Below are 20,429 nucleotides of genomic sequence, written 5' to 3' on the forward strand. Positions count from 1 at the left end.
CAGATGTTTGAGAAGCTGGAGCTGGGTCAATACCGCATGCTTTCGTAGGTAATACAAAATGGAAGCCGAAATCCCTTCTGTAGCAATGGATTTCGGCTTTTATACTACACTAACTAGGAAAGTCCCGCAAACCGCCCTTATTCGTCTCTGACTTGCCGATATGCCGAAAATAGAGGGTGCAAAAGGCTGTTATTCTTTGTCAAACCCGCAAGTAGACACGTGTTCAGCGCTCCTGCCCCTCTCCCCCTCCGATCACCAACAAGCTGCCGATCCGACGTTCCTTCAGAAAAAGGACCTCAATCCCACTTTATCGTGGAATTTGAGGTCCTTTTTTTGGATACGGGGACGTTCGCGTCGCATGCGAACCGAACAATCGGGACATCCCCCTTCTTACCGGTCGTTCGCCGCTTTGCAGAACGCCTCCAGCGCTTCCTCGACGATCGAGCGCGGGCATCCGAGGTTGATGCGCAGCCAGCCCTCGCCGTCCGTACCGAATACGGAGCCTTCGGTGAAGGCGACTTTCGCCTTGCGGAACATCAAGTCCTTCAAGCCGGCGGGATCGAGCTTCAGCGCCCGGCAGTCGACCCACAGCAGGTAGGTGCCCTCCGGCCGCATCGGCTTCACTTCCGGCAGATGCTCGGCCAAGTAACTGATCGCGAATTCGACGTTGCCGGCGACATACTCCTTCATCTGCTCGAGCCAGTCTTCCCCGTGGTTAAATGCCGCTTCGACCGCATCCTGGGCAAAATGCTGCGCCATATGCAGGCTGAGCGCCTTGAACCGCTGGTCCAGCTTGCGCCGTTTGGCCGGATCGGAGACGACGATGAACGACGTATGCAGGCCGGGCATATTAAACGTCTTGGTGGCGGCCAGGCAGGAGATCGTAATCTCCGCCAGCTCCGGCGACAGCGAAGCGAGCGGACGATGGGTATAACCCGGCAGCGCGAGATCGCCGTGAATCTCGTCGGAGACGATCGTAACGCCGTATTGCCGGCACAGCTTGCCGAGCTTCCGCAGCTCGTCCTCGCTCCATACGCGGCCGCCGGGATTGTGCGGACTGCACAGCAGCATCAGCTTCGCTCCGTCCTGGAACAGCTTCTCGAGCTGGCCGTAATCCATCTCGAACCGGCCGCCCTGGTGCAGCAGCGGATTCATGGCGACGGTACGCCCGTTGTTGCGGATGACGTCGTAGAACGGATAGTAAACCGGCGTCTGAATGACAACCGCGGCTCCCGGCTCGCTGAACAGCTCGACAGCCAGCGCCAGCGAGGTGACGACGCCCGGCGAATCGATAATCCACTCCGGCTCCACAGCCCATCCGTGATTGCGGCGGTACCAGTCCACGATCGCCTGCAAATAACCGTCATGGCGGATCGAATAACCGTACATCCCGATCGCCGCCCGTTTCTCGATCACTTCGCGTACGGCCGGAGGGCTGGCAAAATCGGTATCGGCTACCCATAACGGCAAAATGTCTTTATCTCCGAACAGCTTCTCGCTTTGATCCCATTTGTAAGAGCGTGTGTTTCTCCGGTCGATGCGGCGGTCGAAATCGTATTTCATGTCGGGTTCCTCCAAGTGATGTGGTTTCTCGTTCGATTCAGTTTAGTTTAGTTGACATCTTCGGACCGGTACGTTCCGACATGGTCGGCCCAAACTTCGGCTATCTGCTCCGGATCGCCCTTGCGGATCGCCTTGAGCAGCAGCTCGTGTTCCTTCCACAGCTTGTTCAGATCGTCGTAGGCTCGGCCCTGGATCATGAAATGAAGCCGAATCCGGTTGTAGATCGACGTCCACGTTCCGAGCAGTCCCGGCATATCGGCCAGGCTGATGACGTATTCGTGAAACATCAGATCGTTGTCCACGATCCGGGTCAAGTCCCGCTGCGCGGCGCCTTCCTTCATGGCGGCCACGAATCCGGCGAGCCTCTCGAGCTCGCGTTCCCCGATATTCGGCAGCGCCTTGCGGATGGCGAACGTCTCGATGATCAGGCGGATCGGATTCAGCACGTCGCGCACTTCTTCTCCGCTGATATCCGCCACCGTCGTTTCTTTATAAGGAAGCGAGACGAGCAGCCCTTCCTGCTCCAGCATCCGGATCGCCTCGCGGACCGGCCCTCTGCTGACGCCCATCTGCTTCGAGATTTCCACTTCGCGCAGACGGTCGCCGGACTTTAATTTGCCTTGAAAGATCGCCTTGCGAATATCGTCGGTAATTTTGTGACGCAAGGAGGTCGCTTTTTGCTCGTCAAATCGGAAATCGGACATCGGGTTCGCACTTCCTTCAATATATGGTTCACTTTATTCATAGTAAGGGAATCCGACTTGATTGTAAATATTCGGACATCGGCACGGACTAGTAGGGATGAAACCCGAGACGCGGTCTTCCACACTCAGGGATGATGATGACGCATTCAAAATATTGTTGACAATCGTACAATAATATCGAATACTGGTAATGTCAGCTATGCATTGGAGCATGCGGAGAGAGGGGAAGTCGAAATTGAGTGATACCGGTAATGAGCTGCGCAGCCAGAAAGTGCGGAGCATGAGCTTCGAAGGAGACGCTTTGCGCATGTCGATGGACTGGACAGTGGCAGACCTTGACAAGGTGCAGGTGCTGGTGGAGAGCACGGCCGGCTCGAGTCATCCGAGTTCGTATCATCTCGATGAACTGGTAGCCGAATCGGAGAAAGGTGTGTTGCAGGCGGGAGGCAAGCCTGCCCGTTATACGACGACAGATATATGCGACGGCATCGCACAAGCGCACGAAGGGATGCACTATTCGCTCGCTTCGCGCGATTTCATAGCGTCTATGGTAGAAATTCACGTGAAGGCGACGCCTTTCGACGCGATGGTGCTCAGTTCGGCGGGGGATAAAGCGGTTCCGGCCCACCTGATGGCGATCGCGCGTCTGGACATACCGGCCATTCACGTACCGGGCGGGGCGATGGGAGCAGGGCCTTGCATGAAGTCGAACGAGGAATTGTGGCATATGAGCGTGCAGGTCAAGGAGCAGACGATGACGAAGGAGCAGTTTCTCGCCTTCCAGCGGGCCTGCTGCCCGACGTGCGGCGCCTGCCAGTATATGGGGACCGCTGCGACGATGCAGGTGATGGCGGAGGCGCTCGGCCTCGCGCTCCCTTGGTCAGCGCTTATACCGGCGACGAACGCCGAGATTCGGAGGATGGCGAGAGCCGCAGGCCAGCAAGTGATGGAGCTTCACAAAGCCGGAATCCGGCCGTCGGATATTTTGACGAAGCAAGCGTTCGAGAATGCGATCATGATCCATTCCGCAATCGGCGGCTCGCTGAACGCAGTTATGCACTTGATCGCCATAGCCCGGGAGATCGGCATCGAGCTGGATGCAGAGACATTCGACGCGATTCACCGGACGATCCCGGTGCTTGTCGATACCAAGACGGCCGGGAAGTATCCGACCGAGCTGTTCTGGTATGCGGGCGGCGTGCCGATGGTCGTGAAGGAGTTGAAGTCTTACCTTCATCTCGATTGCATGACCGTTACGGGCCGGACGCTCGGAGACAACCTGGAGCTGTTCGAACGCAGCGAGATGCCGAATTATGCGGAGATGTTTCTGGCCAATTACAAGCTGAACAAGCGGGACGTCATCTACCCGATCGGGAAACCGCTGAAGGCGGAAGGCTCGCTGGCTCTGTTGAAAGGGAACTTGGCGCCGAACGGAGCGACGATCAAAAAATCCGCCGTCGTGGAAGAAATGATGGTGCATGAAGGCCCGGCCAAAGTGTTCGACAGTGAGCCGGCGGCGGTCGAAGCTTATTTGAACCGCGAATTCCGCCAGGGTGACGTTATCGTGATCCGCTATCAAGGGCCGCGGGCGACGGGGATGCCGGAAATGTTCTACATGTCCGAGCTGATCGCCTCCGATCTGGTATTGTCCAGAACGACGGCTCTAGTGACGGACGGGCGGTTCTCGGGCGCTACGCGGGGACCGTGCGTCGGTTATTTGGGACCGGAGGCGGCCGACGGCGGGCCGATCGCCTTGATCGAGACGGGCGATATTGTGCGGATCGACATTCCGGCAAGAATGCTCGACATCGTCGGGATTAACGGTGAGATGCTCGGGCAGCAGGAAATCCGGGATGTCCTGGAGAAACGAAAAGCACAGTGGAAACGTCCGGTTATCCGGCACAAGGGAGCTCTCGGGCAATATACGAGGCTGGCGAGGCCGGCTTTGGAGGGCGCTTCGATACACGAATAAAGGGGAGTCGCATATGAGAATCGTCGTGGGCGGGCTGCTTCAGGAAAGCAATACGTTTAGCGAAGCGAGCAGCACCTTGCAAGATTTCCGGAAGTATTACTTTCGACTCGGCGAGCAGCTGCTCCAGCCGCAGACCGCGGAAAACGAGCTGACCGGATTCATCCGGGCGGCTGCCGAGGAGGAACGGGAGCGGGCAGGGGAAATTACGCTGCTGCCAACGATGTTTGCGCAGGCGGTCTCGTCGGGAAGAGTTCCGCGGCGGACGCTGAACGAGCTGAAACAACTATTGACCGGCCAACTGGCGGGCCTCCCTTCCTGCGACGGCATCCTGTTCGCGCTGCACGGCGCATGGGCGGCCGAGGATCACGACGATGCGGACGTTGAAATCATCGAGGAGCTGCGCCGCTGGGCCGGGCCCGATGTGCCGATCGTCATCACCCTCGACTCGCATGCGAACGTCACCGGCCGAATGGTCCGGCTGGTCGACGGCATCGTCAGCTACCGGACGTTCCCTCACGTCGATTGCGAGGAGACCGGTTACCGTGCCGCGAAGCAGCTGTTCCGGATTATGCGCGGTGAGACGAAGCCGCATCTCAAGCTTAAGAAGGTGCCGATGATCGTGCCGGCCGAGAGCCATCAGACGTACCGCGGGCCGATGTACGAACTGTGGGAGGAAGCCCGCGCGGGCGAGCGCGAGGACCCTTCCCGGCTCACCTCGCTGTTTCTCGTCCAGCCTTGGCTGGATATCGAGGAGATGGGCTGCTCGGTAATCGTTCAAGGCGATGACCCGGACCGTACGGAGGCGGAGGCGGACCGTCTGGCCGGGCTGATGTGGAGCAAGCGCAGCGAGTTCGAGGTGGACCTGTACTCGGTGCCGGACATTATACGGAAGCTGGAAGCGGACCCGGACCGCAGCCAGCCGTATATCGTCTCCGACTCGGCGGACAGCCCCGGCGCGGGCTCTCCGGGCGACAGCAACTTCGTGCTGCGGCGTCTGCTCGAGCTCGGAGCGGACCGCCGCTGGAATTGCCTGCTCTCGATGCTCGACCCCGATGCGGCGGCAGCCGCAGTCTTGGCCGGGGAAGGCAGCGCCGTGAAGCTGCGCCTCGGCCATTCGGTCAGCCGATCCGTCGGCGAACCTCTGGATATAGAAGCCGTCGTCGCTACGGTGGGGACCGGGAAATTCCGCTTTGGCGGCGGCACGGCGAACCGGATGGAAGCCGATATGGGACGGTGCGCGGTCGTGCGGATCGGGACGATCTCGCTGCTGCTGATGGAAAACGCAACGTTCACCGGGGACCCCGCGATGTACCGGAGCGTCGGACTTCAGCCTGCGGAAGCCGACCTCGTGCTGGTGAAGTCGGCCAACCAGTTCCGGGCCGAATACGAGAAGCTGTCGGACCGCATTTTTATTCTCGATACGCCAGGAGCGAGCACCGCCAAAATCAGAAGTTTGACGTTCGAGCGCATCCCGAGGCCGATGGTTCCGTTCGACGAAAATTTCGCATGGCCGGCCAGGGAAGGGGAGAGTACCGATGCGACTGCAAAATAAAACCGCGCTCGTAACCGGAGGCTCGACCGGCATCGGCCGGGAGGTCTGCCTGGCCTTTGCAGCCGAAGGAGCGAAGGTCGCGGTTAATTATTACGGAACGGAAACGAAGGCGAGGGAACTCGTCGCCGAGATCGAATCCCGCGGCGGGCAGGCGATGGCGCTCTACGGGGACGTCAGCAGCGAAGCGGACGTGGCGGCGATGATCGATACGGTGAACCGCTCTTGGGGCGGTGTCGACATCCTGGTTAATAACGCCGGGATTTATCCGCGTAAGGAATGGTACGAGATTACAGGAGACGAGTGGGACCGTGTACAGGCGGTCAACCTGAAATCGTGTTTTTTGACGAGCAAGGCCGTATTTCCTTATATGCGCGAGCGCGGGTACGGGAAAATCATTAACGTGTCGTCGGTAACGTTTCTGAGGGGGAACAAAGGATTCGTGCATTATGTCGCCTCCAAAGGCGGCGTCGTCGGCTTCACCCGGGCGCTCAGCCGGGAAGTCGGCAAGCACGGCATCACGGTTAATGCGATCTCCCCGGGCGCGGTGATGACCGAGCAGGAGCTGCTCGATATGCCCGATCCCGCCGAGCAGGAGCGGACGCGGGTTTATTTGGAGGAAGAGCAGGCGATTCCCCGGCGGCAGCTGCCGCTTGATATGGTCGGCGCGTTTTTGTTTCTCGCTTCGGCCGAGAGCGACTTTATGACAGGCCAGACCGTCAATGTCGACGGCGGATGGGCGATGCACTAAAGAAGGTAGCCCGTGAAGGGCGGATGGGGTGGCGCAAATGCGACTTTTGGAACTGGAATGCCGTTGTCTTCTTGCAGAGGCGGAGGAAGCGGCGCGAATTGCGGCGGAACGGATCGCGGAAATAACCGGCGGTGGTGCTCCCGATAGGTTGCGGATCACATTCGGTTCGGTCCATACCGACGGATTCGTGCTGGAAATAACGGAGGATCGCGACGTTTTCATCGGTGCGGCCCGGACCAGAGACTATGTGGCGGGACTGGGCGAGCTGCTGAACCGGCTGCTTGCTGCGGCGGACCGCGCAGGGGCGCTCGGCGCGGAGGCGGACCCATCGGCGGGCGGAGCGGCGATCAAGGCGGAGCTGGCTCCCGGCAGGTGGGAGATTGCGCCTGCCCTGACAGACCGGATTCATTACATGCCCGGCCATTTCGGCAATTCGTTCGAGGTGTGCTGGAGCGGGGAGATGCAGCGTTACCTGGAGGATCTGGCGCTGGCCGGGGCTAGCGGATACGGCGATTGGTTCGATCCGAACGATATGCCGGACCCGTATCATTCCCATGTGTATCACAGCAGCTCGATGTTTTTGTGGCGGAGGAAAAAAGAATGGCTGAAAATCAGCCAGCGGCTTGGGCTGGATAACATCCTGGTCATTACGCCGAACGTAGGCTACGTCGACCAGATGCGTCCGGAATGGGTCGGGGTACGCGATCACAAGCTGCGCGTTCAAGGCCAGGTGCTGTGCCCGTCCAATCCGGCGGCGCGGGAAGTCATCCTGAACAACCATCGCCAGCTGTTCGACGATCTGAAGGAGAGCGGGATTCGCATCGAGAAGATCGTCTGCGTTCCTTATGACGACGGCGGCTGCGCCTGTCCGTCCTGTCAGCCGTATTATCCGGTGTTTCTGGAGCTGGTCCGGGATGTGTACGGGACGGTAAGCGCCTTCTATCCGGAGCTGAAGGCCGATATATGCGGCTGGTGGACGTCGGACGAGGAGCTGCTGCAGCTTCAGCAATTTATCGCCGGCCCCGCCAAAGACTGGTTTGGCGTCTACCAGTTCAGCGCCACCTATGGCGTATTCGAGCTGCCTGACGTGCGCGAGCGGATCGGGGACATGCGGCTCGGCTGCTTCCTGCATATCGGCTTCTCGCAAGACCGGAGAGACGTGTATACGAAAACGGGCGTTCACAGCGCTTCCCGGCGGATCAGCTCGGTGCTCGGGTCGTTTGCTCGTCAGCAATGCACCGGCTTTATGAGCTACAACGAATCGTTCGGGGATCATTTCAACGCTTTCACGGCGAGCAGACTCGGCTGGAATCCGGCGGGCGGCGTACGGGATATCGCCGAATTTTACGGGCGTCTGCTGTTCCGGCTCCAGGGGGATACGCTGAACCGGTTTGTTGACGTGCTGCTGGAGATGGAGATGTTGGAAGAGCCTAAGGCGGCGGGGTGGCAGCGGGAGCTGGAGGCGATCGAGCGGTACGCGTCGGTCGACGAGAACCGTTCCTGGTCGTTCGCCCAGATCCGGCTGAAGGCGGAGCTGATGGCGCTCGATTATACGATCGCGTCGCAGATGGATAGCGGTGGCATCGAGGCCGCCTACCCGCTGATGAAGCGGCGGGTGCAGCGTACCGAGCGGCTGTGGCGCAGCGTATACGGCTTCGGCGTGCTCCGGCACATCCTCATTCCCGACAACATGATGCCGCAGTGGTATAAAGTTTATACGAACTATGCGAATACGGGCGCTGCCGGTTCGATTCGCAGCGGTGTGATGAGCAGCGAGGCTTGAGCGCGGGATCGTCCGCATTCCTGTGCCTGATGATCGCCGGCCGGTCCCGAAGATCAGATACACGATGGCGCAGGCTTCGCAAGGTGTCCAAAATAATAGGTGCATGAGCGGCTTCCCGCCCCACGATCCAGTGGTGTGCGGGAAGCTCTTCTGCGTCCCTGCTCCCGAGTAAAAATAGCCGCCAAGAGGCGGCGATCCGCATGCAGTCGGCCGAATCTTCGACGCGGTCCGGACAAACAGCCGAAGAACCGCTCTCGCCGGCAGTAAGCATCGACATGGTCTGTTTTTGGCAGAAACGTTTTTATCAATTCCTTTCTTTTTCGGTTGACGGAGGAAAATCGGCAATCTCTCGCGAAGAAATTACGGACCAGCTACGAGCGGGAGGTTCAATTATGACGAAAGATCGATTCCATCTTCAAGGGGAAGGCTGGTTTGCCCAAGCGTTTGCTCACGCCCCGGTCGGCATGGCGCTCGTCTCCGCAGACGGCCGGTGGCTGACTGTCAACGAAACGGTCTGTTCCGTCATCGGGTATGCCGAGGACGAGCTGATGGAGATGACGGTCCGTTCCATCGTTCATCCCGATGAGATGGACGTGCTGTTGGCTTCGCTGACGGGTCTGCTCGACGGGACGCAAAACTCCCTGCATCTGGAGATCCGCGCTCTGCATAAGACGGGCTGCACCGTTAGGGTACAATTGTGTACCTCCCTGGTGCGGGACGAATCGGAGCAGCCGTGCTTCTTCGTACTGGTGCTCCAGGACGTGTCGTGCCGGAAGACGGGGAGTCCCTTCGAGCGATTACCGGCGATGTCCGGCGATCGGCCGGAGTACGACAGCAGGCTGCAATCCCAACTGGAGCACAGCAACCGGATGTACCGCCTATTCTCGGAAAACTCGCAGGATGTCATAACGATTACTTCGAATGACGGGACGATTCTCTTCATATCCCCGGCTTCCAGAAGCGTGATGGGTTACGAGCCCGAAGAGCTGATCGGCCGTCTTGCCACGGAGCTATGGCATCCGGAAGACAGGGCGGTCTTCGAGAGCTCCGCTCCCGATTTGATATCCGGAGGCAGCTCATTCGAGTGCCGCGTTCGCCACAAGAACGGCTGCTATTTCTGGTTTGAATCGACGGTGAAACCGTTGGACGATGCGGACGGCGGTTCCGAGCACATTCTGGGGGTTGGAAGGAACATTACCGACCGGAAACGGGCGGAGAAAAAGCTGCGTGCGGCAAAGGAGCGAATGGAGTCCTTTATCCGGAACAATGTAGACCCGATAATGATCATGGATTCGGAAAGTATAGTACTGCAAGTCAACGAAGCGTTCGAGAACCGGTTCGGCTGGAGCGGCGATGAAATCGTCGGACGCCCGCTCGGCGAGCTTGGTTTGATTCCGCCGGACAGGAGCGAAGAGATTCAGCGGAATATCCAACGGTTAACAAGCGGCGAATCACTCAAAGGATTCGAAACGGTGCGGCAATGCAAAGACGGGACGAAGCTGAACGTGCTCGTGACGGCGTTTCCGATGAATGACGAACGCGGCCGGCTGTCCGGCTGGTCCGTTTCGCTGCGCGATATGAGCGACCGCAAGCACGCCGAGGAACTGATGATCAACTCGGAGAAGCTGTCGCTGGCCGGGCAGCTGGCCGCGGGGATCGCGCACGAGATCCGCAATCCGATTACCGCGATCAAAGGTTTCGTGCAGCTGATGAGAAACGGATACGCCGAGAAGAAGGAATACTTCGATATTATCGCATCGGAGATTACCCGGATCGAGATGATCTTGAACGAGCTGCTCATTCTGGCCAAGCCGCAGACGGTCAAGCTCGAGCGGCAGGATATCCGGGTGCTGCTGGCGCAAGTAACGACGCTGCTCGATACGCAGGCGATTCTGAACAACGTGCAGATCGTCACCGAATTTTCGCCGGGCATTACCCATATCTCCTGCGACGAGAACCAGCTGAAGCAAGTGTTCATCAATTTTATTAAAAATGCGATCGAGGCGATGCCCGGAGGCGGGGAGATTGTCATCCGGCTGAAGCGGGAAGGGACGGACCGGATTCGGCTGAGCATCATCGACCAGGGCTGCGGCATTCCGGAGCATGTGCTGGGCCGGATCGGGCAGCCCTTCTACACGACGAAGGAAAACGGAACCGGTCTCGGCTTTATGGTCAGCAAGCGGATCATCGAAAATCATCACGGCACGGTTAAGGTGACGAGCTGCGAAAGTTCGGGCACGACGGTCGACGTGGTGCTGCCGCTCGCTCACGAACAGCAAACCGGAATTTGAATTATTCGCACCGGATGCCCTATAATGAACAGTAAGTATCGGAAGCCGGGAATGCAGTCCGCATTTACCGGCTTTACGTTTGCAGGAGGTACGTATGATCGTCATCAAAACGAAAGAAGAGATTGAACACATGCAGCGTGCGGGCGAGCTGCTCGCTTCCTGTCACCGGGAGCTCGCGGCCTTGATCCGGCCCGGGATCACGACACGGGAGATCGACCAGTTTGCCGAGGCGTACATTACGAGCCGCGGGGCGGCGATGGAACAAAAAGGATACCGGGGCTACCCTTACGCGACGTGCGCTTCGATAAACGACGTCATCTGCCATGGCTTTCCCGGCGAAAGGAAGCTGGAGGACGGCGACATCGTGGCCATCGATATGGTCGTGAATTTGAACGGCTGGCTCGCGGATTCCGCCTGGTCGTATGCGGTGGGCAATGTGTCTCCGGAAGCGCAGAAGCTGCTGGATATTACGAAAGAGGCGCTGTATCTCGGGATCGCCCAGGCGGTCGTAGGCAACCGGATCGGCGATATCTCCCATGCGATCCAGACGTTCGCAGAAACGAACGGGTACTCGGTGGTGCGCGATTTCGTCGGCCATGCGATCGGTCAGGCGATGCACGAGGAGCCCCAGGTACCTCATTACGGACCTCCGGGCCGGGGCACGCGCCTGAAGGAAGGGATGGTCATTACGATCGAGCCGATGATCAACATCGGTTCATACAAGTGCAAGATCGACCCGGACGGCTGGACCGCCAGGACGATCGACGGCAGCTTGTCGGCGCAGTACGAGCATACTGTGGCGATTACGGCCGACGGCCCGCTCATATTGACGAAGCAATAAGCGGGAAGTGAAGCCGGGGAGCGGACGAGTTCAGGGCTGGCCGGGAGACGGCCGCTGCCGAAGCGCCTGCCGCCCTGGGCGGTGCCCGGCGTCATATGGCCGTGGCCAACCGCATGCCCCGGCGCTTCCGCTGCCGGCTGCAGGAGGGAACGATGCCTTCTCCATGTACCCCGTACGGAGCGGAGCGTACGGCGGAGGCCGTCCCTAATTACGAATAGGTGGAGCTGTTATGATCGTGTACCGTCTGTATCACAAATACAAAGATCGTGAACTTTTTTATATCCTTCCGCTTGTTGTGCTGTCGTTGGCGGTGAATTTGGGCTATTTTTATAAAGTGATGGTTTCGCCGGAAGGGTTCCCGACTTCGGATGACAGCGAATGGTACTTGAATTACGCCTATTCGATGCTGGACAACTTTCAGATCAGCCTGCATATGAACGACATTTTATATATGGGCTACAATATGCTGCTTACGCTCCTTCTGGCTATCTTTAAAGACCCTGCTGCGGTTTTGTTTCTTCAGGCGGCTACGACCGGCTTGAGCGTGATGCTCGTATATGCGATCGCCAACCGATTGTTTAACCGGACGACCGCCGTAATCGCTTCGGTGTTTTATTCGTTTTCCTCGGGAATTATCCGCTGGACGACTTATGTGATCACAGACAGCTTTTTCATCAGCCTGCTGCTGTTATGCGTCTATCTGGTCCTGCGTTGCTTCGAATCGGACAAGAAGAGGTACAAGGCAGGATTCGCGGCCGCGGCGCTGTTTATGGTTATGTTCCGGCCTGCGGGAATTATCACGTTGGCGTTTATGATGGTATATATTCTGGTCCGGTTAGGCCGGACGACGGTGTTTGCTTTCCTCAAGCGATACCGGTTCGTGCTGGGCGGGGGAGTCGTCGCCGCAGCGGCAATCGGTGTATACTTATTGACCAGCGGCAAGCTGGACCCGCTGCTCGCTTCCATGGAGGAGAACATCCGGATGGTGCTGTACAACATTTACGCCACGGGCTGGGTCTATGACAAGTCGACTCCATACGACCATGTGTATACGCCGAATTACGAGATCAATATCACGAACAGTCTGATCGTCAGCTTCCTGATTAACAATTGGGACCACATTTTGATCCTGTACGGCAAACGGATGATTTCCTTCCTGGGCTGGTGGGTGTGGCGAGCGGATTTCGGCAGCTTGTGGGGAGTCGCATCCTTTGTCCGGCACGCCTTGCCGACTTTGCTGTTCGTGATCGGCAGCGGGGCGGCGATCATGGCCGGACGGTTTCGCCAAGCTTCGGTGTTGTGGCTGGTGATCCTCGCTGTATTCGTATTTTGCGTCATCTTTTTTATCGACGTGATGTACCGGTATAAAGCGCCGGCGTTGCCGTTTATCGCGATCGTCTCGGCCTATGGGGCGGATCGGGTATTAACAGCCGCTCTCGGCTTGTTCCGGAGATGGAAACGAGGCTGAACATCAAAGAACTGCAGGAGCATCAAGGAAACTCCTGCGGTTCTTTTGTGCAGAACGCCCGGCAGTGTGCGGGGGTGATCGCTAGTGTTACAGAAGCGCTTCGATTGCCGGCTTCATCTGGTCCGTCTCGACGGTAGATTCGAACCGCTGAGCGACGTTGCCGCTGCGGTCGATCAGAAACTTGGTGAAATTCCACTTGATGTCGTCGCCTTCCAGCAGGCCTTGCTGTTGGAGGAAGGTGGCAAGCCGGCTCTCCGGATCTTCGAATCCCTGGAACGGGGCTTGTCCGGTCAAATAACCGTACAACGGATGCTGATCGGGACCGCGAACGTCGATCTTGTCGAACAACGGGAACGTCACGCCGTAGTTCAATTGGCAGAACGTATCGATTTCCTCGTTCGTACCCGGCTCCTGTGCGCCGAACTGGTTGCACGGGAATCCGAGCACGACCAGTCCCTGGTCTTTATACTGCTCGTACAGCTTCTGCAGATCGCCGTATTGTCTCGTAAATCCGCATTTGCTGGCCGTATTAACGATAAGCAGCACTTTGCCTTCATAGTCGCTCAAGCTTTTTTGCGTTCCGCGAATCGTATTCGCCGTATAATCGTAAACTCCCATCGTTCATTCCTCCCGTGTCGGTTGATGAATGTTCCGCAGCAAGGCGTTCAGCCCGGCATGTAGCGATTGCACCTGTTCCCCGCTAAGTCCGGTGCGGGAGACAATCCGGCCGGGCAGCCCGGACGCCTGTTCCTTCAGCCGGACACCGGGGCCGGTGAGCCGGATGCGGACGTTGCGCTCGTCGCGCGGATCGCGGATTCGTTCCACGAGACCGGCAGCCTCCAGCTTCTTAAGAAGCGGCGTCAACGTCCCGGAATCCAAATACAGCCGCTCGCCCAATCGCTTCACCGTCATGTCGTCTTCCTCCCATAGGGCGAGAAGCGTTACATATTGCGTGTACGTAATGCCCATCTCGTCGAGATAGGGCCGGTACAGCTTCGTAATCTCGCGGGAGCAGGCGTATACGGCGAAACAGATCTGGTTGTCGAGCTTCAGTATATCGTCCCGGTTCATAGCGGCCTCCTGCGGTATTTGAATCGCGCTCAATTAAATTGCATGCAATGTATTGGTGACAAAATAAAATTAACAAAATACCGGATTAAAGTCAAATTACCTGCATGAAGAAGCGGATAGTAAAGCGGCAGCGTAGTTTGAATTTTTGGCAGAGGGCCCTTCCGAGGCGGAAGAGCCGGGAGAGCCGGCTTGGAAGAAGACGGAACGGCTTAATGAGAGATCCGATCCGGAACCGTCCGCTCGGCCAGCTCTCCGTCCATCCCCAAATAATAATGCCGGATCGGCTGCAGCCGGTCATCCAGTTCGTAGACGAGCGGGAGTCCGGTCGGGATGTTCAGGTCAGCCACTCCGTCGGAAGGCAGCTGATCGAGATATCTCACCAGCGCCCTGAGCGTATTGCCGTGGGCGGATATGATGATTTTCCGGCCGGCGCGGAGTGCCGGGGCGATGCTTTCGTTCCAGCAGACTAATGCGCGTTGTTCGGTGTCGGCCAAGTTTTCCGCCAGCGGAGCGGGCACGCCCGTATATCTCGGGTCGTTTCCTTCGTACCGCGGGTCGTCCCGGGCGAGCAGGGGCGGCCTTACGTCGACCGACCTTCTCCACAGATGGACTTGCTCCTCGCCGTATTGGGCCGCGGTTTCCACTTTGTTCAAGCCTTGCAGGGCGCCGTAATGTCTCTCGTTGAGCATCCACGTTTTGTGAACGGGAATCCACATCAGATCCATCTCGTCCAGCACGAGCCATAACGTCCGGATCGCTCTTTTTAATACCGACGTGTAGGCGGCGTCAAAAAGGAACCCGTTCTGCTTCAAAATTTGCCCGGCTTGCCGGGCTTCCTGAAGACCGTTCGCTGACAAGTCGACGTCGGTCCATCCGGTAAACCGGTTTTCCTGGTTCCACACGCTTTGACCGTGGCGGATCAGCACTAATTGAATCATCCAGGCACATCCTTTCCGACAAGGAACGGGTTTAGGGATTGCGGCTGTTCCTGGGTGCGGATCCTGCGGGCGTAATAAACCAAAGCGCCCGCTCCGTACTGGAGAGAAGGCGCTTCGCATACGTATTCCGATCAAGAACCGGACACGACAAGCTCGTATTTATTCAGCGTCGCTCCGAGCATCACTTCTTTGCTGTCGGACGCTCCGCGGTGCGAGGCGCGGAACGATTCGCTGGACGTCCAGTTTTTGAACGCTTCCTCGTTCTCCCAGACAGTGCACACTTTCAGCTCTTCTTCGCCTTCCTGGCCGGCTCCCAGCCATACTTCCAACCGCACGAAGCCCGGCATCTGCTGAACGCCCTTCGCTTCGGCGAATCTTCCGGCCACCTGCTTGCCGAATCCGGCCTTGATCCGGATCGTATTCGTAACGACTAACATAGGTTTCGCCTCCCGACAGTATCGTTTCTTTTCTTTTTCCATACTTATTATACCAGTTTGACTTAGCTAAGCCAAAACAGGGGCGGGCGGAGGTTTCGGCCGTAAAGCTGGTTCGGCTGCGAAGCAGGTTCGGATTTCGGGAAGGTTCGGAAGGAAAACGCAGCCGGATTGCGAATGTCTGACAAGGCAGTTTTTACACAAAAGAGGCAGGGAACTTTCTAACGAAAGGACGAGAGGACCGATGGGGACCCGCAGTTGTGTGGCGATTGTGGATAAAGGCCGGATATTGATGGTCCGGCAGCGGTATAAAGGAGAACGGTTATGGACACTTCCGGGGGGAAGCATCGAGGAGGGGGAAACGGCGGCCGAGGCGGCAAAACGGGAGGCGTTGGAAGAAACGGGGCTGACGGTGGAGCTGGGCGAGCTCGTCGCGGAGCGGTATTCGGAGCGGATCAAGGGCATGTATTACTGCTTCTTGGCCAAATCGGCCGCAGGAGAGCCGGCGTTAGGAACCGATCCCGAATTGGAGGCTGGTAGACAGGAACTGGAGAAACTGGGGTGGTTCCGGTTGGAGGAACTGCTGGAGCATCAGGAAATAAGCCCGATTATCGAACGGCTGAGATAAGTTTTCACGCACAACAGCAAAGGAGACCGAACATCTTGCATCTGTTAGTTAAAGAAACGACCGCGCTTAACGAAATATCCGTCTACGAGAGTACCGAGCTGTACGGAGAGCTGGGAAAGTTCCGGTATTTGCAGTTTTCGGACGATGCGGTGCAAGGCGCCATCGATCTGAAAGACCCGAAACGCATCGTGCTGGAATACCCGAGGGCGATCATACATTTGATGGAAAGCAACCATCCGTCGTTCGGGAGCATTTTCGTGATCGGACACGGGATCGGTACGATTGCGGGCCGTTACCCGGACAAGCGGTTACTTGTAGCAGAGATTGACGAAAAGGTCGTAGAGCTGAGCCGGATGTATTTCCATTACCGGGGCGACCATGTCCGGATCGGGGACGGACGGCTGCTCCTGGAGCAGGTGGATCTTCATTCGCTGGATTACGTGGTCGTGGACGCCTTTACCCAAAAAGGGACTCCGCGTCACCTCACGTCCTCGGAATTTTTCCGTCTGACCAAGGATAAGCTCATCTCCAGGGGAGCCGTCATTCTCAACCTGATGGGCAAGCCGGGAAACGACAAACGGATCAATGCGATCTATACGACGCTCCACGAGCATTATTTGTACGCCAAAGCGTTTTATCTCCCCGGAACCGACGGGGCGGACATCCACAATATGCTCCTGATCGCCGGCGACCAGGAGATTCAGTTCCATCCTAGGGAGATGGCCGGCTTTCAAGAGGTCGAATTGGAGCCGGGGTACGTGATTATGGACTAAGGAAGCCGCCTTCAGGTACGGCTTGTATTTTGGAGCCAATGGAGTGGTCGGATCGACTGGAGCTATTGGTGCCCGTTCCAAGTGAAAAGTTACCTTCTTCTGCTCAAACAGGTTGTCCGGAATCCCTTGATTGAATAAGGATTGTAAGGTAGGGGATTCCAGACAAAACTCGCCAGAAGGTAATCTTTTCCCTTTCCACTTGGTTGTCCACATTGAATCGACAGCCTCTCTATCATCCTCTATTTCACAAATTTTACTGGATTCGAGCAAATTAAGAGCCCCAAAAAGCTCTTATGTGATCGATCGACCGCCATCATATGGCGAAACAACGTCATTCTGCAATTTTGCGACCCATTTAGACCGATTTTCCTCGAAAAAAGGACCTCAGCCTTCACATTGTTGTGGAAGTTGAAGTCCTTTCGTTTGAAAACGGACGTTCTCCTGTCATACGAATACTTTAGGGAGAACCCCTTTCTTCATATTACATTCACATCACCCGCCGCAGCCGGCCCGCTGCGAGAACAATCCAATCCGAATCTCTACACGCGAGCCGGTTCGCGCTACAAAGTCAATCCGAACGCCTCCGCGACGAGCCGGTAGGAAGCGAGGCGCGCTTCCATACTGTGGACCGGCGTATTGATCATCAGTTCGTCCGCGCCGTACCGTTCGCGCATCTCCAGCAGTTGGCGCTTCACCTTGTCCGGCGTGCCGATAATCCGTTTCTGCCGGTACTGGTTGATCCGCATATAGTCGTATTCGGTGTACGGATAATGCAAAGCCGTTTCCACGGATGGAAGGCTCGTCTGGTTAATGCCTTTCTCCAGCCGGAGAAAGAACAGGTCGGAGCTGGTAGCGAGCAGGTTCGCTTCCTCTTCCGTATCTGCGCAGACGACAAGTGTCGCGACCATGGAATGGGGCCGGTCGTTCAGCACAGAAGGCTGGAACTGGGCTCTGTAGATCCGCATCGCATCCTCACCGCCGGGCGTGCCGAAAAATTGCGCGAAAGCGTAAGCCGCGCCTTGGCTGGCGGCGATTTTGGCGCTTTCGTCGCTGGAGCCGAGCAGCCACATCTCAGGCGTATCGGAGATGACCGGCGACACCGGCAGACCGGCGAACGGATGGTCCGGCGGCAGCGCATCGTAGAAATAACCGACCAGATCCGCGACCTGCTGCGGATATTTGCGGATATCTACGGTCTTGTCCTCCTGGAGCGCCCGGGTGGCCAGCGGATAGCCGCCGGGGGCGCGGCCAAGGCCGAGATCGATCCGCCCGGGATGCAGGGCGACGAGCAGCCGGAAATTCTCGGCGACCTTATAGGCGCTGTAGTGGGGAAGCATAACGCCGCCGGAGCCTACGCGGATATGCGACGTAGCCGACGCCAGATGAGCGATCAGCACTTCCGGGCTGGAGAAGGAAAGCATCGGCGAAGCGTGATGCTCCGACACCCAGAACCGCGAATAACCTAGCCGTTCGGTCTCCCGGGCGAGCTTCGTCGTCTCGCTTAATGCATCGTACGCGGTCCGGCCTTCGCATACGTGGGATTGGTCCAGGACGCTTAGCTTCGTCATGGGGCATCCGCCTCCCGTGTCGGTTTAGTCGTTGCTTCCAGATCTCTCAACCTTCGGCTCCGGCGATACGCCGCAAAAGCCGTCCTCGCATATCCCTTCCGCACCCTCGTTCATGAGGATGAGCGGGTTTTCTTCGCTCCACGCTTTATCCAGCGCTTCGGCGAACACCTCGGTCGGCTGGGCTCCGGATACGCCGTATTTCCGGTTAATGACATAAAAAGGGACGCCGCGTACGCCTAGAGCCTGCGCTTCCTGCTCGTCGGCACGCACTTCCTGCGAGCCGGTATGGCCCGCCAGCACCTCGGCCGTTTCGGCGGGATCGAGGCCGACCTCGGCGGCCAGCGCGACCAGCGTCTCCCGGTCACCGAGATGTTTGGACTCCGTAAAATACGCATGGAACAACCGTTCGGACATCTCATGTCCGAGTCCGCGCTCTTGGGCGTATTGCGTGAGGCGGTGGGCGTCGAACGTATTCGTCAGCACCATCGTATCGAAGCGGAAGTCGAGCCCGACGGACCGGGCTTGTTCGCCTACATTGGCATTCATCGCGATCGCCTGGTCGCGGCTCATCCCGTATTTGGAGGAAAGCATCGTATGAATATCGGTGTCGATATCGCGTTTGGCGTTGGGATCGAGCTCGAAGCTTTTATACACGACTTCGATCTCGCCGCGGTGAGGGAACGACTCCAGGGCGGCTTCAAACTTTCTTTTGCCGATATAACAGAACGGACAAGCGTAATCCGACCATATTTCCACTTTCATCCAAATCGCACCTTTCCGAATAAAGTGTACTTCCAGAGCTCCCGAACGTCCCTGTATCGACGCGACCGGATTGGGGCTCCACAGGCGGCCATTAGTTGTGCCCATTATATAAGCTTTCGTCCGCCCGGGCAAGCTCGCCGCCTTCCGTCCATTCGCTAAGCCTGAGGCTGTACGGCTGCGAGCCAGTATGCCTCTTTGCCGATGAGGCAGGAGCCGATAACGAATGATGACGCAGTTCCAGATGAGTTGGAACCGCTAACTTGCTTGCTCTACGGATTGCCGTCAACTTTCAAGGTATAAGGTGCAGACCGGGTTGGCGGTATGGAGGAAAAGTAAAAAATATGGAGAAATATTGGATAGACGATCATTCAAACATTAATCCATATATTCCGATTAATCCTCCATTTTATGTGAGTGGAGAAGCGAATATAATCAATTTACGGAACAGGGAGGAATCGTTATGGACAACACTTTCTTCTCGCGTTTTCACCCCCGGGTAATCGATGTGCTTTTGCGTGATCACCGGTTCTGGTTTCAGCTCGGGAAACCGACTCGGGCGATTGCATTTGAATCCACGAGCATACGGAATTTCATGTTCGTCGTTCGGGGATCGGGGATGTTGTCTGCGAACGGGGCGGAGTATCCGCTCACTGTCGGTTCCGTGTTTTATTTTCCATATCGCAGCAAAGTCCGGATTTCTTATACTTCCGAGGAGCCGATGCAGTTTTATTCCGTTCATTACGATTACAAGCTGATTGAGTGGGACGGGGGCTCGGTGATCTGCTCAGACCCGCAGGAAAGCCATATGCCGATTCCGATTGTGACCCAGACGACCGATATCGAGAGCTTCTCCAGATCCATGCGGCAGTTGTACGAACAGTGGCACGGGAAAGCGGCGGATTACGAATGGCAGTCGCGGCTGATGTTCTTAAGTCTCGTGAACGAAGTGCGCAGGCTGTACTTGCAAAGAAACGAAGGCGATCTGGTCCGCCGCGCCATCAACAAAAGCATGGACTACATCCGGAGCCGCTACGCGGAGCCGCTGGAAAGGGAGGAGCTGGCGGAGGTCGCTTCGCTGTCCATGAGCTATTTCTCGATTATGTTCAAAAAAGTGGCGGGCTGTACGCCGACGCAGTACATTACGAAGGTCAGACTGGACAAAGCGAAGCAGCTGCTGCAAAGCAGCGAGTTGACGGTGTCGGAAGTTGCCCGGCAGGTCGGTTTTCAGGACCCGCTATATTTTGCCAGAGTATTCGCTCAGCATGCGGGCATGCCTCCCCGGGAGTACAGAAAAGGCTGACGGGCCGGACGGCGCGGGCTTATCTCCGGCTGC

18 protein-coding genes are annotated in these 20,429 nt (G+C 57.4%); 10 read left to right on the top strand and 8 right to left on the bottom strand.

The features are described 5' to 3' along the window. Positions 1 to 390: 390 nt before the first annotated feature. Positions 391 to 1,563: a MalY/PatB family protein gene (locus tag AC3Y2E_RS04945; RefSeq protein WP_379207783.1), complete on the bottom strand. Its 1,173-nt coding sequence runs from the start codon at positions 1,561 to 1,563 to the stop codon at positions 391 to 393. 47 nt (positions 1,564 to 1,610) lie between these two features. Continuing rightward, entirely contained in the window at positions 1,611 to 2,267 is a 657-nt protein-coding gene (locus AC3Y2E_RS04950; protein ID WP_379207786.1) for a GntR family transcriptional regulator, read from the bottom strand. Positions 2,268 to 2,502: 235 nt separating this feature from the next. Between AC3Y2E_RS04950 and ilvD the strand changes: the two genes are divergently transcribed. The 7 genes from ilvD to AC3Y2E_RS04985 all read left to right on the top strand — a co-directional run bounded on the left by ilvD (position 2,503) and on the right by AC3Y2E_RS04985 (position 12,922). Further along, on the top strand, positions 2,503 to 4,239 hold the full coding sequence (gene ilvD / locus AC3Y2E_RS04955; RefSeq protein ID WP_379207788.1) for a dihydroxy-acid dehydratase: 1,737 nt from the start codon (positions 2,503 to 2,505) through the stop codon (positions 4,237 to 4,239). 13 nt (positions 4,240 to 4,252) lie between these two features. After that, the gene (locus AC3Y2E_RS04960) at positions 4,253 to 5,791 is read left to right on the top strand and encodes a M81 family metallopeptidase (RefSeq protein WP_379207790.1); all 1,539 of its coding nucleotides are present in this window, start codon (positions 4,253 to 4,255) and stop codon (positions 5,789 to 5,791) included. Then, positions 5,775 to 6,539, top strand: coding sequence for an SDR family NAD(P)-dependent oxidoreductase (locus AC3Y2E_RS04965; RefSeq protein ID WP_379207792.1), 765 nt, complete (start codon positions 5,775 to 5,777; stop codon positions 6,537 to 6,539). Before AC3Y2E_RS04960 ends, AC3Y2E_RS04965 begins: the two co-directional genes overlap by 17 nt. 37 nt (positions 6,540 to 6,576) lie before the next feature. Beyond that, positions 6,577 to 8,322 carry a glycoside hydrolase family 20 protein gene (locus tag AC3Y2E_RS04970; RefSeq protein WP_379207794.1) on the top strand — a complete coding sequence of 582 codons (1,746 nt, stop codon included), beginning with the start codon at positions 6,577 to 6,579 and terminating at the stop codon, positions 8,320 to 8,322. 392 nt (positions 8,323 to 8,714) lie between these two features. Then, positions 8,715 to 10,613, top strand: a complete 1,899-nt coding sequence (locus AC3Y2E_RS04975; protein WP_379207796.1) for a PAS domain S-box protein — start codon at positions 8,715 to 8,717, stop codon at positions 10,611 to 10,613. Between the two features lie 94 nt (positions 10,614 to 10,707). Beyond that, the gene (gene map / locus AC3Y2E_RS04980) at positions 10,708 to 11,454 is read left to right on the top strand and encodes a type I methionyl aminopeptidase (RefSeq protein WP_332074547.1); all 747 of its coding nucleotides are present in this window, start codon (positions 10,708 to 10,710) and stop codon (positions 11,452 to 11,454) included. A 229-nt stretch (positions 11,455 to 11,683) separates the two neighbouring features. Beyond that, entirely contained in the window at positions 11,684 to 12,922 is a 1,239-nt protein-coding gene (locus AC3Y2E_RS04985) for an ArnT family glycosyltransferase (RefSeq protein ID WP_379207799.1), read from the top strand. Between the two features lie 87 nt (positions 12,923 to 13,009). Here the strand turns inward: AC3Y2E_RS04985 and AC3Y2E_RS04990 are convergent, their stop codons facing one another. From AC3Y2E_RS04990 to AC3Y2E_RS05005, 4 genes are all read right to left on the bottom strand, one after another. Next, positions 13,010 to 13,540, bottom strand: a complete 531-nt coding sequence (locus AC3Y2E_RS04990) for a glutathione peroxidase (protein WP_379207801.1) — start codon at positions 13,538 to 13,540, stop codon at positions 13,010 to 13,012. A gap of 3 nt (positions 13,541 to 13,543) precedes the next feature. After that, entirely contained in the window at positions 13,544 to 13,993 is a 450-nt protein-coding gene (locus AC3Y2E_RS04995; protein WP_379207804.1) for a MarR family winged helix-turn-helix transcriptional regulator, read from the bottom strand. A 209-nt stretch (positions 13,994 to 14,202) separates the two neighbouring features. After that, the gene (gpmA, locus tag AC3Y2E_RS05000; protein WP_379207806.1) at positions 14,203 to 14,931 is read right to left on the bottom strand and encodes a 2,3-diphosphoglycerate-dependent phosphoglycerate mutase; all 729 of its coding nucleotides are present in this window, start codon (positions 14,929 to 14,931) and stop codon (positions 14,203 to 14,205) included. Positions 14,932 to 15,062: 131 nt separating this feature from the next. After that, entirely contained in the window at positions 15,063 to 15,368 is a 306-nt protein-coding gene (locus AC3Y2E_RS05005) for an antibiotic biosynthesis monooxygenase (protein WP_379207808.1), read from the bottom strand. A gap of 241 nt (positions 15,369 to 15,609) precedes the next feature. Between AC3Y2E_RS05005 and AC3Y2E_RS05010 the strand changes: the two genes are divergently transcribed. Further along, entirely contained in the window at positions 15,610 to 15,993 is a 384-nt protein-coding gene (locus tag AC3Y2E_RS05010) for an NUDIX domain-containing protein (RefSeq protein ID WP_379207810.1), read from the top strand. A 35-nt stretch (positions 15,994 to 16,028) separates the two neighbouring features. Further along, positions 16,029 to 16,766, top strand: coding sequence for a spermidine synthase (locus tag AC3Y2E_RS05015; protein WP_379207812.1), 738 nt, complete (start codon positions 16,029 to 16,031; stop codon positions 16,764 to 16,766). A gap of 560 nt (positions 16,767 to 17,326) precedes the next feature. Here the strand turns inward: AC3Y2E_RS05015 and AC3Y2E_RS05020 are convergent. Next, positions 17,327 to 18,334, bottom strand: a complete 1,008-nt coding sequence (locus AC3Y2E_RS05020; protein WP_379207815.1) for an LLM class flavin-dependent oxidoreductase — start codon at positions 18,332 to 18,334, stop codon at positions 17,327 to 17,329. A gap of 24 nt (positions 18,335 to 18,358) precedes the next feature. After that, positions 18,359 to 19,096 carry a DsbA family oxidoreductase gene (locus tag AC3Y2E_RS05025; RefSeq protein WP_379207817.1) on the bottom strand — a complete coding sequence of 246 codons (738 nt, stop codon included), beginning with the start codon at positions 19,094 to 19,096 and terminating at the stop codon, positions 18,359 to 18,361. A 460-nt stretch (positions 19,097 to 19,556) separates the two neighbouring features. Between AC3Y2E_RS05025 and AC3Y2E_RS05030 the strand changes: the two genes are divergently transcribed. Further along, a complete protein-coding gene (locus AC3Y2E_RS05030) occupies positions 19,557 to 20,396 on the top strand; it encodes a helix-turn-helix domain-containing protein (RefSeq protein WP_379207819.1) in 840 nt (279 codons plus the stop codon). The last annotated feature ends 33 nt before the right edge of the window (positions 20,397 to 20,429 follow it).

It is taken from the genome of Paenibacillus sp. MAH-35 (assembly GCF_058135425.1).

What these genes read in the sequence shown, in the direction of transcription:
- AC3Y2E_RS04975 (WP_379207796.1), top strand. Translation starts at nt 8,715, where the DNA reads ATGACGAAAGATCGATTCCATCTTCAAGGGGAAGGCTGGTTTGCCCAA.
- AC3Y2E_RS05025 (WP_379207817.1), bottom strand. Translation starts at nt 19,096, where the DNA reads ATGAAAGTGGAAATATGGTCGGATTACGCTTGTCCGTTCTGTTATATC.
- AC3Y2E_RS04995 (WP_379207804.1), bottom strand. Translation starts at nt 13,993, where the DNA reads ATGAACCGGGACGATATACTGAAGCTCGACAACCAGATCTGTTTCGCC.
- AC3Y2E_RS04965 (WP_379207792.1), top strand. Translation starts at nt 5,775, where the DNA reads ATGCGACTGCAAAATAAAACCGCGCTCGTAACCGGAGGCTCGACCGGC.
- AC3Y2E_RS04985 (WP_379207799.1), top strand. Translation starts at nt 11,684, where the DNA reads ATGATCGTGTACCGTCTGTATCACAAATACAAAGATCGTGAACTTTTT.
- AC3Y2E_RS04950 (WP_379207786.1), bottom strand. Translation starts at nt 2,267, where the DNA reads ATGTCCGATTTCCGATTTGACGAGCAAAAAGCGACCTCCTTGCGTCAC.
- AC3Y2E_RS04945 (WP_379207783.1), bottom strand. Translation starts at nt 1,563, where the DNA reads ATGAAATACGATTTCGACCGCCGCATCGACCGGAGAAACACACGCTCT.
- AC3Y2E_RS05020 (WP_379207815.1), bottom strand. Translation starts at nt 18,334, where the DNA reads ATGACGAAGCTAAGCGTCCTGGACCAATCCCACGTATGCGAAGGCCGG.
- AC3Y2E_RS05010 (WP_379207810.1), top strand. Translation starts at nt 15,610, where the DNA reads ATGGGGACCCGCAGTTGTGTGGCGATTGTGGATAAAGGCCGGATATTG.
- gpmA (WP_379207806.1), bottom strand. Translation starts at nt 14,931, where the DNA reads ATGATTCAATTAGTGCTGATCCGCCACGGTCAAAGCGTGTGGAACCAG.
- AC3Y2E_RS04960 (WP_379207790.1), top strand. Translation starts at nt 4,253, where the DNA reads ATGAGAATCGTCGTGGGCGGGCTGCTTCAGGAAAGCAATACGTTTAGC.
- map (WP_332074547.1), top strand. Translation starts at nt 10,708, where the DNA reads ATGATCGTCATCAAAACGAAAGAAGAGATTGAACACATGCAGCGTGCG.
- AC3Y2E_RS04970 (WP_379207794.1), top strand. Translation starts at nt 6,577, where the DNA reads ATGCGACTTTTGGAACTGGAATGCCGTTGTCTTCTTGCAGAGGCGGAG.
- AC3Y2E_RS05030 (WP_379207819.1), top strand. Translation starts at nt 19,557, where the DNA reads ATGGACAACACTTTCTTCTCGCGTTTTCACCCCCGGGTAATCGATGTG.
- AC3Y2E_RS05005 (WP_379207808.1), bottom strand. Translation starts at nt 15,368, where the DNA reads ATGTTAGTCGTTACGAATACGATCCGGATCAAGGCCGGATTCGGCAAG.
- AC3Y2E_RS04990 (WP_379207801.1), bottom strand. Translation starts at nt 13,540, where the DNA reads ATGGGAGTTTACGATTATACGGCGAATACGATTCGCGGAACGCAAAAA.